The sequence below is a fragment of the Streptomyces sp. R302 genome (assembly GCF_012927245.1).
In the GTDB taxonomy this organism is placed as follows: domain Bacteria; phylum Actinomycetota; class Actinomycetes; order Streptomycetales; family Streptomycetaceae; genus Streptomyces.
Genome location: NZ_JABBGE010000003.1, coordinates 42,267 through 55,303 on the forward strand (window position 1 = coordinate 42,267; position 13,037 = coordinate 55,303).

The window sequence follows — 13,037 nt, forward strand, 5'->3', positions numbered from 1 at the left end:
GTTACCGTCCCTCTAACGAGTGGTGTCGATCGTGGCGCCCTTGACTCCGGCCTCCGCGCCGGCCTCCGTACGAGCCCCGGTACGGGCCTCATCCCGGGCGCCCTGCCCCGGTTCCGACCGCTTCGTCCCGCCGGATTCCCGGCCCGCGGCCCCCGCCCCGCCCTTCGCCTCCTTGGCGCGCGCCTCCTCGGCGGCCCGCTCCACCTTCTCCGGCGTCACGAAGCGGTATCCCACATTGCGGACCGTGCCGATCAGCGACTCGTGCTCGGGGCCGAGCTTCGCGCGCAGCCGCCGCACGTGGACGTCGACCGTACGGGTGCCGCCGAAGTAGTCGTACCCCCACACCTCCTGCAGCAGCTGCGCCCGCGTGAACACCCGGCCCGGGTGCTGCGCCAGGTACTTCAGCAGCTCGAACTCCTTGAAGGTGAGGTCCAGGACCCGGCCCTTCAGCTTCGCGCTGTACGTGGCCTCGTCCACCGACAGGTCGCCGTTGCGGATCTCCATCGGGGAGTCGTCCGCGACGATCTGCTGACGGCCGAGCGCGAGCCGCAGCCGCGCCTCGACCTCGGCGGGACCCGCCGTGTCGAGCAGCACGTCGTCGATGCCCCAGTCGGCCGTGACCGCCGCCAGGCCGCCCTCCGTGACCACCAGGACCAGCGGGCAGCCGGGGCCGGTGGAGCGCAGCAGCTGGCAGAGCGAACGGACCTGCGGCAGATCGCGCCGCCCGTCGACGAGGATCACGTCGGCGCCGGGGGTGTCCACGAGCGCCGGGCCCTCGGCGGGGGCCACCCGTACGTTGTGCAGCAGCAGGCCGAGTGCGGGCAGCACCTCGGTCGACGGCTGGAGGGCGTTCGTGAGGAGCAGCAGAGAACTCATCGGGCCTCTCCCCCTGCCAGGGTCGGCCGGCTCGTCGGTCGGTCGTGCTTCGTACGCTCGTCCATGACGTCGGTTCCTCCTCGGTCCCTGCGAGGACATCTGCGGTACTGCCGGTACTGCCGGTACTGCGGTCTCACGTGCTGCTCCCGCGCCCCGAGAGCTTTTGTTCATCCGTCCGTAACAACGGCCGGAAAACGCAAAAGGACCCGGTGGCGGCGTCGCCCGGATCCCTGCCTAGGAGAATAGCCCACATGAGTTCCGAGGTAGAGGGTCGATTTCACATGGCGGATGTTTCCTCGCTCACTTCCGGACCTCGCCGCGCAATCTTGCGCACCGACGACGGTGTCCGGATCGAGGCGGTTTACGAACCCTTCCCGGCCAGTGTCTCCGACACCGCGGTCTCCGACACCGCCGTCGTCGTCGCGCACGGTTTCACCGGCGCGGCCGACCGCCCCGCCGTCCGGCGCGCCGCCGAGGCCCTCGGCCGGCACGCGGCGGCCGTCGTCACCTTCTCCTTCCGCGGCCACGGCCGCTCCGGCGGCCTCTCCACCCTCGGCGACCGCGAGGTCCTCGACCTCGCCGCCGCCGTCCGCTGGGCCCGCGACCTCGGCCACGCGCGCGTGGCGACCGTCGGCTTCTCCATGGGCGGCTCCGTCGTCCTCCGCCAGGCCGCCCTCGACCGCTCCACCGCCGCCGGGCCCGACGCGGTCGCCGCCGTCTCCGCCCCCGCCCGCTGGTACTACCGGGGTACGGCCCCGATGCGCCGCCTCCACTGGATGGTCACCCGCCCGGTCGGCCGGCTCGTCGGCCGGTACGGGCTCCGCACCCGCGTCGACGCCCGCCCCTGGGACCCCGTCCCGCTGCCGCCCTTCGAGGCCGTCCCCCTGATCGCCCCCGCCCCGCTGCTCCTCGTCCACGGCGACCGGGACCCCTACTTCCCGCTCGACCACCCGCGGATGCTCGCCGCGGCCGCCCCCGGCGGCGCCCCGGTCGAACTGTGGCTGGAGCCGGGCATGGGCCACGCCGAGAACGCGGCCGGCGAGGAGCTCCTCGACCGGCTCGGCGCCTGGCTCGTCCGCCGATAGCCCATCATGGGGAGCGGCGCGCACACGAACGAAGGGAGCGCCGCTATGGCAGCGGGAACCATCCGCTACTGGGCCGCGGCCAAGGCCGCCGCAGGGGTCGCCGAGGAGCCGTACACCGCCGAGACCCTCGCCGAGGCCCTGGACGCCGCCCGCGCGGACCACCCGGGCGAGCTCGTCCGGGTCCTCCAGCGGTGCTCGTTCCTCGTCGACGGCGACCCGGTCGGCACCCGGAGCCATGAGACGGTACGGCTTGCCGAGGGCGGCACGGTCGAGGTGCTCCCCCCGTTCGCAGGAGGGTGAACCCCACAGCATGAGCAACGACCAGCGGTATGGCGGCACACCGCACGACCCGAACGCGTACGACCCCTCGGTCACCCAGACCTGGGAGGGCCAGACCTGGGACACCACGTACCAGCCGGCGGTCCGCCCCGAGGACACGGCGTACGGGTACCAGGACGCGCAGGCGCAGGACCGGCAGCCGTACGCGTACCCGCAGCCCCCGCAGCAGTACGCCCAGCCCCAGCAGGCGTACGCCCAGTCCCAGCCCCAGCAGCAGTACGCGCCCCAGCCGGAGGCGTACGCGCAGCCCCAGGCGTACCAGCAGCCCGAGGCGTACCCGCAGCCCGAGGCGTACGCGCCCGAGCAGTCGTACGCCCAGCCGGAGCCGTACGTCCCGGCTCCCGAGGTCCAGGAGGCCGGGGCGCCCGCGTACTCCTCGCCCACCACCTCCGGGAACACCCGGATCACCGACGCGCAGCGCGCGCGGGCCGAGGGCCGGTCGCCGATCATCGAGCCCGGGATGCGGCCCGCCGCGCTGACCGCCGTCCTCGGGCTGCTGCTCGCCGGCGGCGCCGCGCTCGGCACGTACGGGCTCCTGCTGCCGCTGGTCGCGCTCCAGGGGCTGACCGCCGCCGGCTGGTTCCGGCTCAACGGCATGTGGCCGGCCCGGCAGGGCATCGCGCTCGCCTTCCTCGGCGGGCTCGTCGCCGACGCCGCACTGCTCGCCACCGGCCGCGAGCACACGGCCCCCGCCCTCCTCGGCACCCTCGGCGTCTGGGTGCTGCTCTGCCTGGTCCTCCAGCTGCGCAGCCACGCCGAACCCGACGAGCGGATGTACGGCCTCATGGCCACCGTCACCTCGGCGGCGCTGACCGTCCTCGCCGCCGGGCACCTCGGCGCCGAACCGGACGCGGTGAGCGCCGGCGCGGCCGCGGTCGGCGCGACGGTCCTGGCCCGCGCGCTCCCGCTGCCCGGCCCGGTCTCGCTCGTCGTCTCGCTCCTCGCCGGCGCAGGTGCCGGCATCGTCGCCGGGACCCTGAACGGCATGGGCGCCTCCGGGGCGCTCCTCGGCCTCGCCACCGGCGTCTGCGCCCTCGTCGGCCTGCGGGCGGCCAGCTACGACTACCCGTCCCGCTTCGTGCACATGACCGCGGGGGTGGCCCTGCCGCTGACGGCCGCCGCACCCGCCGTGTACCTTCTCGGCCGCGCCCTGGTCTGACCGACGCACGGCCCGCCCGGGGCGCCCGGGAACCGTCCGGCCCCCCGACACGTCGATCTTCGTGTCGGGGGGCCGGCACGCGTCACCGGCACACTGACGAACCGTCGACGGGGGAAGAGAAAGCCATGCGAGCACTGCGGATCCTGCTGGTCGTGGCCGTCGTGCTGGGCGGAATCCTGGTGGGCGGCGACCGGCTCGCCGCCGCCTGGGCCGAGTCGGAGATCGCGGGCCGCGCCTCGCTCGCCGGCGGCAGGACCGATTCGGTCGAGGTCGACATCAAGGGCTTCCCCTTCCTCACCCAGGCCGCCGACAAGCGCTTCGGCGAGGTCGAGGTGGTCGCGCGGGGCGCCCACACCCAGGCGGGCGACAAGTCCGTCCGGATCGACGAGATCACCTTCGACCTGCGGGACGTGACGGTGACCGGCGACTGGAGCGGCTTCCGGGCCGGCGAGGCGACCGGCACCGCGCTCATCTCGTACGCGGACCTGGTCGAGGCCTCGGAGCGGGCGACGGCCATGGAGTACGGCGGCCCCGGCAAGGTGAAGGTGACGGGCAGCGTCGAGATCCTGGGCCGCAAGGTGACCAAGACCGTCGTCTCCTCCGTCACGCTGGTGGGCGGCGACACCGTCAAGGTCCGCGCCGACGAGGTGCCCGGAGGGGGCATCCCGCTCCTGGAGGACCTGGTCCGCGAGCGCACCGACTTCGAGCGTCCGATCGGCCGCGTCGCCGGCATGCGCGTCGCGAAGGTGGAACCGCGCCCCGAGGGCCTCGCGGTGACGGTGAACGGCCGGGACGTCGCGATAGCGGGCTGAGCGCGGCGGAAGGTCCCTCCCGGGGGCCCGCGCCGACAGATTTTCACATACTGAGACGCCCCCGTCCGATCCGCAGAAGCGCAGGGCAGGAGGGCAGTCCACCGGCTCCCCGCACCCCGGCCGACCCCTCTCGGATCTCACTCTCCGGACGTTCGCGTCTCACGATACGACACGCCGGTGACACGGTCGCCCGTCCGTCCCTACGATCGACGGCATGAAGCGACAGGCGGAACTCACGAAGCGGCGGGCAGTAGACCTGTGCCGCATCGCCGCCATGCTCTGTCGCTCCGTCTGAGCGGGACGCGCTCCGCGCCCGTATTCCCCACGGCCCGCCGACCCCGAGGTCGAGGCCGCACCGCGCAGCACGACGCCGTCGGGCGCAGCCCCGACGCGTACCCGCACATGCAGCACCACCCCCGCACCACCCCGCCGCACACTGCCCCGGAGGAGAACAGACATGGCTCGCAGCGACGTACTGGTCGACGCCGACTGGGTCGAGGCCAACCTCGACAACCCGGCCGTCGCGATCGTCGAGGTCGACGAGGACACCGCCGCCTACGACAAGAACCACATCCGCAACGCCATCCGGATCGACTGGACCAAGGACCTCCAGGACCCGGTCCGCCGTGACTTCATCGACCAGGAGGGCTTCGAGAAGCTCCTCTCGGCCAAGGGCATCGGCAACGACACCACGGTCGTCCTCTACGGCGGCAACAACAACTGGTTCGCCTCCTACGCCTACTGGTACTTCAAGCTGTACGGCCACCAGGACGTCAAGCTCCTCGACGGCGGCCGCAAGAAGTGGGAGCTCGACTCCCGCGACCTGGTCGACGGCTCCGAGGTCCCGGCCCGCCCGGCCACCGACTACAAGGCCCAGGCCCAGGACGTCTCGATCCGCGCCTTCCGCGACGACGTCGTGGCCGCCATCGGCACCCAGAACCTGGTCGACGTCCGCTCGCCCGACGAGTTCTCCGGCAAGCTGCTCGCCCCGGCCCACCTCCCGCAGGAGCAGTCGCAGCGCCCGGGCCACGTCCCGTCCGCCCGCAACATCCCCTGGTCGAAGAACGCCAACGACGACGGCACCTTCAAGTCCGACGATGACCTGAAGGCCCTCTACGAGGCCGAGCAGGTCGACCTGGCGAAGGACACCGTCGCCTACTGCCGCATCGGCGAGCGTTCCGCCCTCACCTGGTTCGTCCTGCACGAGCTCCTCGAGGTCCCGAACGTCAAGAACTACGACGGCTCCTGGACCGAGTACGGCTCCCTCGTCGGCGTGCCGATCGAGCTCGGCGCCAACAAGTAAGACCGGGTCGCGCGACCTTCCCTCCCCTCTAGGACAGGACAGAGAACATGTGTGGAGCACCGATCGGTGGCCCCGACGTCAGCACCCTCAAGCCGGGTGAGACGGCCATCCAGGGCCAGGTGACCAAGGACGGCGAGCCCGTCACCGGTTACGTCCGCCTCCTGGACACCAACGGCGAGTTCACGGCCGAGGTCCCCACCTCCGCCACCGGCCAGTTCCGCTTCTACGCGGCCACCGGCGAGTGGACCCTCCGCGCCCTCGTCCCCGGCGCCCAGGCCGACCGCAAGGTCGTCGTCACGGAGACGGGCAGCCTGACGGACGTGGCCATCGCGGTCTAGTCCGGACGGCCGCGCGAGCGGCACCAGAACGGCCGGAGGGCCGTGCCTCCTGGGGGGTTGGACGCCTATTCCAGGACTTGAGGCACGGCCCTTCGGCTTCTTCTCGTGTCCGGGGGCGCGGTCGTAGGCTGAAGGTGTGTACGCACGGCGTCGGCGCGTCTACTTCTGGATGATGGGTGCCTGCCTGGTGCTTTTCGTGGGCGCCTGGGCCGTCGTGCGGTTGTTCTCCATGCCCGTCGCCATCGGGATGTGCGTCGTCGCCATGGTCATCCCACCCATCGCCGCGATGGTGGCGAACCGGCGGGGGCCCGAGGACCGGTGGTGGGACGACCCGTCCGGCGACCCGAAGTCGGACGAGTGGTGGGACGAGCTCGACGGGAAGAAGCGCCGGGAGTAGCGGGAGCGGCGGGCGCGGGGCGTCGGCCGAACCAGGCGCGGGACTCCGGCTGGTCGGGGCGGACCAGGGCCAGGACCACCAGCAGCGTGCGGAGACTGCGTACCGGCTGGGGCATCGGCACGCCGTCCGGCGGGTACGCGGGGCGGTCGGGCGGCTTCGCGGGGCCGCCGCCTCGCCCGGAACCGGTACGGGAGATCGGCGGCAGGGTCAGTAGACGAGGGCCTGCGTGTCGTCGGCCAGGGACTCCTGGACGAAGACCTGGGCGCCGGCGATGCGGACGCCGTCCAGGACGTCCTTCTCGGTGATCTCGCGGCGGGCCGCGCACTGGGTGCACAGGGTGATCCGGCCGGCCGCCAGGATCGAGTCGACGAGGTCCGGCAGCGGCGCCGCGTGCGGCAGCTCGAACTCGGCCGCCTTGCCCGGGAGGGCGAACCACGAGGACTCACCGGTCAGCCAGAGCGACACCTCGACGCCGCTCGCGACGGCGACGGCCGCCACGGTGAAGGCCTGGGAGCAGCGTTCGGGGGCGTCGACCCCGGCGGTCACCTTGATCACGAGCTTCTTCGCCATATACCGAACTGTAATGCGATGCAGTGCAACTTCATGCGCACCCCACGGGTCAGGTGGATGCGCGGATAACGGAATCCGCCCTTCTAGTCTCGTGGGGGGACTGTCTTGGAAGCCACGGAAGCGGTCGAACCCGCTCAGAACACCCCGGTGCCTGCGCCGGAACCCGGCGCGGAACATCCCGCCCGGTCGGCTCCGCGCCGCCGCCGGGTCGGCCGTACGCTCGCGCTGATCGCCGTCGCCGCCGTCATCGGCCTCGTCGGCGGCACCGCCGTCGGCTACGGCATTCAGGCCGAGCGCGAGCCGACCGCGCTCCCGCCGCTGAACCAGCCGGCGCTCGCCTACCCGAAGCCGCTCCCGAAGGGGCAGAAGGCGAAGCCGCTGCCCGCCTCGGAGGACCGCCAGGCCAAGGCCCAGGGCGACCTGCGGAAGCTGCTTGTGCCGAAGCCCGCCGGGGCGAAGGACGACGAGTTCGCCGGGGACGACGACGGCTGGATGTCGCCGGAGGTGTTCGCCTCCGCCTTCACCAAGCCCGCCAAGGCCTTCAGCTACCAGCTGGAGCTGGAGCAGCGGCGGATCGCCGCCCGGTACTGGAAGACCGGCGAGCACCGCTACGTCGAGGTCCGGCTCGTCCAGTACCGCTCCGGCGCGGGCCTCGGCGCGCAGGACCACATCGAGGACCAGCAGAGCTACATGCCCGACGAGGAGTACGCCGAGAGCGAGGGCGAGGAGCTCAAGGGCTCGACCAACGGCCGCTACTACGTCTTCCCCGTCGAGCGGAAGGCCGGCTACCTCGACTGCTACGAGGCGCGCGCCTACTTCTACCGCGGCGACATCGCGGTGGAGATCTTCATGTCCGACACGAAGAAGATCGCCGAGAAGGACATCCGTTCGCTGGCCGAGCGACAGCTGGCGCGCCTGTGAGTGAGGACCGGAACGACATGACCGAACCCGTGACGCAGGACGCCCCGGCGACGGTGGCGGAGGCCGGGGCGCCGGCCCCGAAGGCCCGGAAGCGAGGCGTCGGGCGGGTGCTGCTGCGCGTCGTGCTGCCCTCCGTGGTCGTCCTCGGCCTGATCGGCGGAGGCGTCACGTACACCGCCCTCACGATCGACTCCGCCGACCGCACGGCGCCGACCCGGCTGTGGGAGCACCCCGCGAAGGGCGCGCAGACCAAGGACCCGGCCGCCGGGCCGTTCCGCGGCCGGACGGACACCGCGCTGAGCCGGCTGCTGCTGCCGCTGCCGGAGGGGTACGTCTTCGGCCCCGACATGGGGCTGTACGGGAACGACGGCGAGCTCGGCGCCGCCGAGGCCGTGGCGCTGGTGAAGCAGGCCGGCAAGGGCCTGTCCGGGAAGAAGCGCCGCGCCTTCGAGAAGGAGGTCGACAAGCTCGGCATCCAGGGCATCGGCGTCCGCTCCTTCGCCGACCCGGCGCACGGCGTGATCGTCAACTTCAGGGTCGAGCAGGTCAAGGACAAGAAGCGGATCAAGAACAGCTACCGGCTCCGCAAGGAGGTCCTCGACTTCCTGAAGTTCCCGAAGGGGCCGCAGGTGAAGGGCCACAAGAACGCCGTCTGCTACATGGCGCCGGCGGACGACTCGCTCGACAAGGAGGAGCGGGAGCTGGCGCTGGAGGAGATGATCTGCCTCGGGTACGACTCCGAGGTCTCCGTCACCATGACGGCGGCGGGCGTCAAGCCGTTCGACAAGGCGCGCGTGGCGAAGCTGATGGCGCAGCAGCTGGACCACATCGCATCCCCGGGGGAGTACGTATGACCGAGCAGATCCGGACCGAGACCCGCCCCGAGGCGCCGACGCCCCCGACCGAGGCCGCGCCCGAGGTCCCCACCGAGGCCGCGTCCGTAGCAGCCGCGTCCGCCCCCGCCCCGAAGAAGTCCCGGCGTCCGCTGCTCCGGGGCATCGTCCGGTGGACCGCCGCGCTGCTCGTCTGCGGAGGCGTCGGGGCCGGCGCGGCCATGGGCATCACCGCCATGGAGCGGACCGACGTGCCGGGCCTCGCGACCGAGTCCGACGGCCGCTGGGAGTACCCGAAGCTCGCGCTTCCCGCGCTGCCCGCCGGCGCCCCGCGCCCCTTCAGCGACGGCAACGAGGCCGAGGTCCACCACGCCGACCTGCGGAAACTGCTGCTGCCCGCGCCGGCCGGCGCGACGGTCGACCGGAAGCTGACCGGCGGCTGGGTCGGGCTCGACGCCTACTTGGCCGAGCTGAAGCCGGAGGACCGGCCCGAGCTGAAGGCGTTCGTCACCGACTCGGCGCTCCGGCACGTCGCCGCGCGCGGCTGGACCATGCCGGACGGTTCGACGACCCGGATCCACCTGCTGCGGTTCTCGTCGGTGGCGTTCTCGGAGGCGTACAAGGACGAGATCGTCGGCGGGTTCTTCCGGGGCGAGCGGCTGCCCGTCGGGGTGGAGGCGGCGGAGCTCGACACGTTCCACCAGGGCATCGACGTGCCGGACGTCTCCTTCTACTCGTACAAGGAGAAGGAGCCGTACGGCCCCACGCAGACCCGGTGGACCCTCATCCAGGCCGGTGACACCGTCGGGGTGGTCACGCAGACCCGTAAGGGCGGCACGCTCACCGTGCCGTTCCACCAGACGGTCACGCTCCAGGCGCAGCTGCTCGGCTGACGGCCCGCAGAGACCCACCTCACCGCGTAGGCCGGGCCCCCGCCCACTAAGCTGGGGTCCGGTCCGTTCCGCCTTCACCGCTCAGCCGAGGAGCACCCCGTGATCGTTTTCTTCGAGACCCTGCTGGTCCTGGTCGCCGTCGGCGTGCTCGCCTTCACCGGGCTGGCCGTGAAGAAGCTGTACCAGGGTCAGCGCTGACCCTTCGGTCCCTCCCCTCTCACCGGCCCCCTTCACAGATCGTCTGAGTCGCTCATGATCCAGATCCCGTCCGACCTCAACCCGGACCTCGTCCCGCTCGCGTTCCTCCTCGGGACCTGGGAGGGCGCCGGCGTGTCCGACTTCCCCGGCGCCGAGAAGTGCAACTTCGGCCAGTCCGTGACCTTCAGCCACGACGGCCGGGACTTCCTGGAGTACCACTCGCACTCCTGGGTCCTCGACGCCGAGGGCAACAAGGTCCGCCCGCTGGAGAGCGAGAGCGGCTTCTGGCGGATCGACAAGGACCGCAAGGTCGAGGTCGTGATGGTCCGCGACGACGGCGTCGTAGAGATCTGGTACGGCGAGCTCGCCGACCAGAAGCCGCAGATCGACCTGGCGACCGACGCGGTGGCCCGCACCGCCGCCTCCGGCCCGTACAGCGGTGGCAAGCGCCTCTACGGCTACGTGAAGAGCGACCTCATGTGGGTCGGCGAGAAGGCGACCCCCGAGGTCCCGCTCCGCCCCTACATGTCCGCCCACCTGAAGAAGGTCGTCACCCCCGAGGAGGTCGCCGAGATGGCGCGCAACCTCCCCGACATGCCCGACGACGGCATCGCCTTCTTCAAGTAGGCCCCCGCGGGACCCCCGGTGGCCCGCCGCGCCCTCCTACACTGGGGGGCGTGGTGAGCACCGACTGGAAGAGCGACCTGCGGCAGCGCGGCTACCGGCTGACGCCGCAGCGGCAGCTTGTCCTGGAGGCGGTGGACGTGCTGGAGCACGCCACGCCGGACGACATCCTCGTCGAGGTGCGGAAGACCGCCTCCGGGGTGAACATCTCCACCGTGTACCGGACCCTGGATCTCCTGGAGGAGCTCGGGCTGGTCAGCCACGCGCATCTGGGGCACGGGGCTCCGACCTATCACCTCGCGGACCGGCACCATCATCTGCATCTCGTGTGCCGGGACTGTTCGGGTGTGATCGAGGCGGATGTCGAGGTGGCCGCCGAGTTCACCGGGAAGTTGCGCGAGACCTTCGGGTTCGAGACCGACATGAAGCACTTCGCGATCTTCGGGCTGTGTGCGGACTGCGCGCGGAAGGCTTCCGCCGCGGAGTCGTAGGCTTTTCTCATGAAGAGCCCTTTGCTGTCCCTGCCCGGCGCCGTTCCCGCCGAAGGCCGTGACGAAGGCGTCGCCGCGCACTACGGCGACCTGTTCCGTGAGCAGCGCTCCCTCGCCGACGGGGCGGGTTTCGTCGACCTCTCGCACCGGGGGGTCGTCACCGTCACCGGCGACGACCGGCTGAGCTGGCTGCATCTGCTGCTCACCCAGCACGTCAGCGACCTTCCGGCCGGCCAGGCCACGGAGGCGCTGATCCTCTCCGCCAACGGGCACATCGAGCACGCCCTCTCCCTCGTCGACGACGGCGAGACGGTGTGGGCGCACGTCGAGCCGGGGACGCAGGGCGAGCTGGTCGCCTACCTGGAGTCGATGAAGTTCTTCTACCGGGTGGAGGTCGCCGACCGGACGGACGGGTTCGCCGTCGTGCACCTGCCGGCCGGGTCGACCGCGGACGCGCCGGAGGGCGTGGTCGTACGGGAGACGGCGTACGGGCGCGATCTCTTCCTGCCGCGCGGGGAGCTGGAGGCCTTCGCCGCCGCGCACGGGCCGGCCGCCGGTGTCCTCGCGTACGAGGCGCTGCGCGTGGAGGGGCACCGGCCGCGGCTCGGCTTCGAGACCGACCACCGGACCATCCCGCACGAGGTCGGGCTCATCGGCACGGCCGTGCACCTGCAGAAGGGCTGTTACCGGGGGCAGGAGACGGTCGCCCGGGTGCAGAACCTGGGGAAGCCGCCGCGCCGCCTGGTCTTCCTCCATCTGGACGGCAGCGAGGTGAGCCTGCCGGGGCACGGTACGCCGTTGCGGCTCGCGGCCGACGGGCCGGACGGGCGCCAGCTCGGCTTCGTGACGACGGCCGTCCGCCACCACGAGCTGGGGCCGATCGCGCTGGCCCTGGTGAAGCGGAACGTGCCGGTGGACGCGCCGCTGGTGGCGGGGACGACGGCCGCCGCGCAGGAGACCGTCGTCGAGCCGTAGGCGTCAGTCGTCAGACTTCGACGATGACCGTGAACGGGCCGTGGTTCGTGAGGCTGACGCGCATGTCGGCTCCGAAGCGGCCCGTCTCCACGTGCGCGCCCAGCTTCCGCAGCTGGGCGACGACCTCGTCGACGAGGGGTTCGGCGACGGGGCCGGGGGCGGCGGCGTTCCAGGTGGGGCGGCGGCCCTTGCGGGCGTCGCCGTAGAGCGTGAACTGGGAGATCACCAGGAGCGGCGCCGCCACGTCGGAGCAGGACTTCTCGTCCTCCAGTACCCGGACGGACCAGAGCTTTCTCGCCAATTGGGCGGCCTTCTCGGGGGTGTCGTCGTGGGTGACCCCCACCAGGACGCACAGCCCCTCGCCGGTGATCTCGCCGACCGTCTCCCCTGCGACGACGACCTTCGCGCCGTCGACCCTCTGCACCACAGCTCGCATGGCCCCAACCTACCGATCGGGGATTTCTGGGGGCCGAACGGGTGCAGAGCGCCTGCACGCGCGCGTGCGGGAGTGGCACCATGCCAGGAGGCGGTGCGGCTGCGCACCGGTCGAGGGGACGATTCTCATGAGTGCATCCAGCACGGGGCCGACGCCGTCCGGCCCCGTACCGCTGATCCGCTCCGCGGGCCCGGTGCCCGGCGGCCCGGCGCCCGGCGGTCCGGTCGTGCGGCCGCCCGTGCAGCGGACCGGTGAGCCGGCGCCGTCCGGCCGGCCGGGGCACGAGCTCGGCGGGCTGCGCCTCGCCGAGCTGCGGGCGCTGCGCCGGGACGCGCAGAGCGACGAGGCCGATCTCAGCTACGTGCGCCGGATGCTGCAGGGCCGGATCGACATCCTGCGGGCGGAGCTGGCGCGCCGGACCGATCCGGAGGCGCCGGTGCTCGACCGGCTCTCCGAGATCCTCGCGGACCTGCCGTCGCGGCACCGGTCCTCGGCCCGGCACGTGACGCTCTCGACGCCGCGCGGGGAGGAGTACCGGCGGCTCGCGGCCGAGATGCTGTCGGAGGTCGAGCTGTCGGACCTGACGGCCCGCACGGACGAGGAGCTGCACACCGCGATGGGGCGGCTCGCCGGGTACGAGCAGCAGATCTCGCAGCGCCGGCAGTCGCTCCAGCGGACCGCCGACGACTGCGGGGCGGAGATCGCCCGCCGCTACCGGGAGGGCGAGGCGCAGGTCGACGACTTGCTGGCCTGAGGGCGCGAGAAAATCCCGTGGCGGAACGGGCGG

At 72.2% G+C, this 13,037-nt stretch carries 17 protein-coding genes; 14 read left to right on the plus strand and 3 right to left on the minus strand.

All coding sequences use genetic code 11. The annotated features are described in order from the left end of the window. Positions 1–12 precede the first annotated feature (12 nt). The gene (locus tag HHL19_RS09595; protein WP_169087720.1) at positions 13–876 is read right to left on the minus strand and encodes a response regulator transcription factor; all 864 of its coding nucleotides are present in this window, start codon (positions 874–876) and stop codon (positions 13–15) included. 281 nt (positions 877–1,157) lie between these two features. Here HHL19_RS09595 and HHL19_RS09600 point away from each other — a divergent pair, with 281 nt between their 5' ends. The 7 genes from HHL19_RS09600 (at position 1,158) to HHL19_RS09630 (ending at position 6,309) form a co-directional block, all read left to right on the plus strand. After that, a complete protein-coding gene (locus HHL19_RS09600) occupies positions 1,158–1,961 on the plus strand; it encodes an alpha/beta fold hydrolase (RefSeq protein ID WP_240981543.1) in 804 nt (267 codons plus the stop codon). Between the two features lie 45 nt (positions 1,962–2,006). Beyond that, entirely contained in the window at positions 2,007–2,261 is a 255-nt protein-coding gene (locus HHL19_RS09605; protein WP_169087723.1) for a MoaD/ThiS family protein, read from the plus strand. A 10-nt stretch (positions 2,262–2,271) separates the two neighbouring features. Further along, positions 2,272–3,459, plus strand: coding sequence for a hypothetical protein (locus HHL19_RS09610; RefSeq protein ID WP_169087725.1), 1,188 nt, complete (start codon positions 2,272–2,274; stop codon positions 3,457–3,459). Between the two features lie 125 nt (positions 3,460–3,584). Next, positions 3,585–4,271, plus strand: coding sequence for a DUF2993 domain-containing protein (locus HHL19_RS09615; RefSeq protein ID WP_169087727.1), 687 nt, complete (start codon positions 3,585–3,587; stop codon positions 4,269–4,271). A 457-nt stretch (positions 4,272–4,728) separates the two neighbouring features. Next, positions 4,729–5,574: a sulfurtransferase gene (locus HHL19_RS09620; RefSeq protein WP_169087729.1), complete on the plus strand. Its 846-nt coding sequence runs from the start codon at positions 4,729–4,731 to the stop codon at positions 5,572–5,574. Between the two features lie 47 nt (positions 5,575–5,621). Further along, positions 5,622–5,912: a DUF1416 domain-containing protein gene (locus HHL19_RS09625; protein WP_169087731.1), complete on the plus strand. Its 291-nt coding sequence runs from the start codon at positions 5,622–5,624 to the stop codon at positions 5,910–5,912. Between the two features lie 136 nt (positions 5,913–6,048). Beyond that, positions 6,049–6,309 carry a DUF3099 domain-containing protein gene (locus HHL19_RS09630; RefSeq protein ID WP_169087733.1) on the plus strand — a complete coding sequence of 87 codons (261 nt, stop codon included), beginning with the start codon at positions 6,049–6,051 and terminating at the stop codon, positions 6,307–6,309. Positions 6,310–6,516: 207 nt separating this feature from the next. Here the strand turns inward: HHL19_RS09630 and HHL19_RS09635 are convergent, their stop codons facing one another. Next, positions 6,517–6,879: a DsrE family protein gene (locus tag HHL19_RS09635; RefSeq protein WP_169087735.1), complete on the minus strand. Its 363-nt coding sequence runs from the start codon at positions 6,877–6,879 to the stop codon at positions 6,517–6,519. A 147-nt stretch (positions 6,880–7,026) separates the two neighbouring features. Between HHL19_RS09635 and HHL19_RS09640 the strand changes: the two genes are divergently transcribed. The 6 genes from HHL19_RS09640 (at position 7,027) to HHL19_RS09665 (ending at position 11,814) form a co-directional block, all read left to right on the plus strand. After that, complete coding sequence (locus tag HHL19_RS09640) at positions 7,027–7,800, plus strand: hypothetical protein (protein ID WP_346768270.1); 774 nt, start codon at positions 7,027–7,029, stop codon at positions 7,798–7,800. Positions 7,801–7,817: 17 nt separating this feature from the next. Beyond that, the gene (locus HHL19_RS09645; RefSeq protein WP_206324727.1) at positions 7,818–8,654 is read left to right on the plus strand and encodes a hypothetical protein; all 837 of its coding nucleotides are present in this window, start codon (positions 7,818–7,820) and stop codon (positions 8,652–8,654) included. After that, entirely contained in the window at positions 8,651–9,526 is an 876-nt protein-coding gene (locus tag HHL19_RS09650; protein WP_169087741.1) for a hypothetical protein, read from the plus strand. Before HHL19_RS09645 ends, HHL19_RS09650 begins: the two co-directional genes overlap by 4 nt. A gap of 252 nt (positions 9,527–9,778) precedes the next feature. Then, positions 9,779–10,351: an FABP family protein gene (locus HHL19_RS09655; protein ID WP_169087743.1), complete on the plus strand. Its 573-nt coding sequence runs from the start codon at positions 9,779–9,781 to the stop codon at positions 10,349–10,351. Positions 10,352–10,401: 50 nt separating this feature from the next. Next, positions 10,402–10,839 (plus strand): Fur family transcriptional regulator, encoded by a 438-nt coding sequence (locus tag HHL19_RS09660; protein ID WP_169087745.1) that lies wholly within the window; start codon positions 10,402–10,404, stop codon positions 10,837–10,839. A 9-nt stretch (positions 10,840–10,848) separates the two neighbouring features. After that, positions 10,849–11,814: a folate-binding protein YgfZ gene (locus HHL19_RS09665; protein WP_169087747.1), complete on the plus strand. Its 966-nt coding sequence runs from the start codon at positions 10,849–10,851 to the stop codon at positions 11,812–11,814. Between the two features lie 10 nt (positions 11,815–11,824). Here HHL19_RS09665 and dtd read toward each other — a convergent pair whose 3' ends face one another. Beyond that, positions 11,825–12,250 carry a D-aminoacyl-tRNA deacylase gene (gene dtd, locus HHL19_RS09670; protein ID WP_169087749.1) on the minus strand — a complete coding sequence of 142 codons (426 nt, stop codon included), beginning with the start codon at positions 12,248–12,250 and terminating at the stop codon, positions 11,825–11,827. Between the two features lie 127 nt (positions 12,251–12,377). Here dtd and HHL19_RS09675 point away from each other — a divergent pair, with 127 nt between their 5' ends. Beyond that, positions 12,378–13,004 (plus strand): ABC transporter substrate-binding protein, encoded by a 627-nt coding sequence (locus tag HHL19_RS09675; protein WP_206324728.1) that lies wholly within the window; start codon positions 12,378–12,380, stop codon positions 13,002–13,004. Positions 13,005–13,037: the final 33 nt, after the last annotated feature.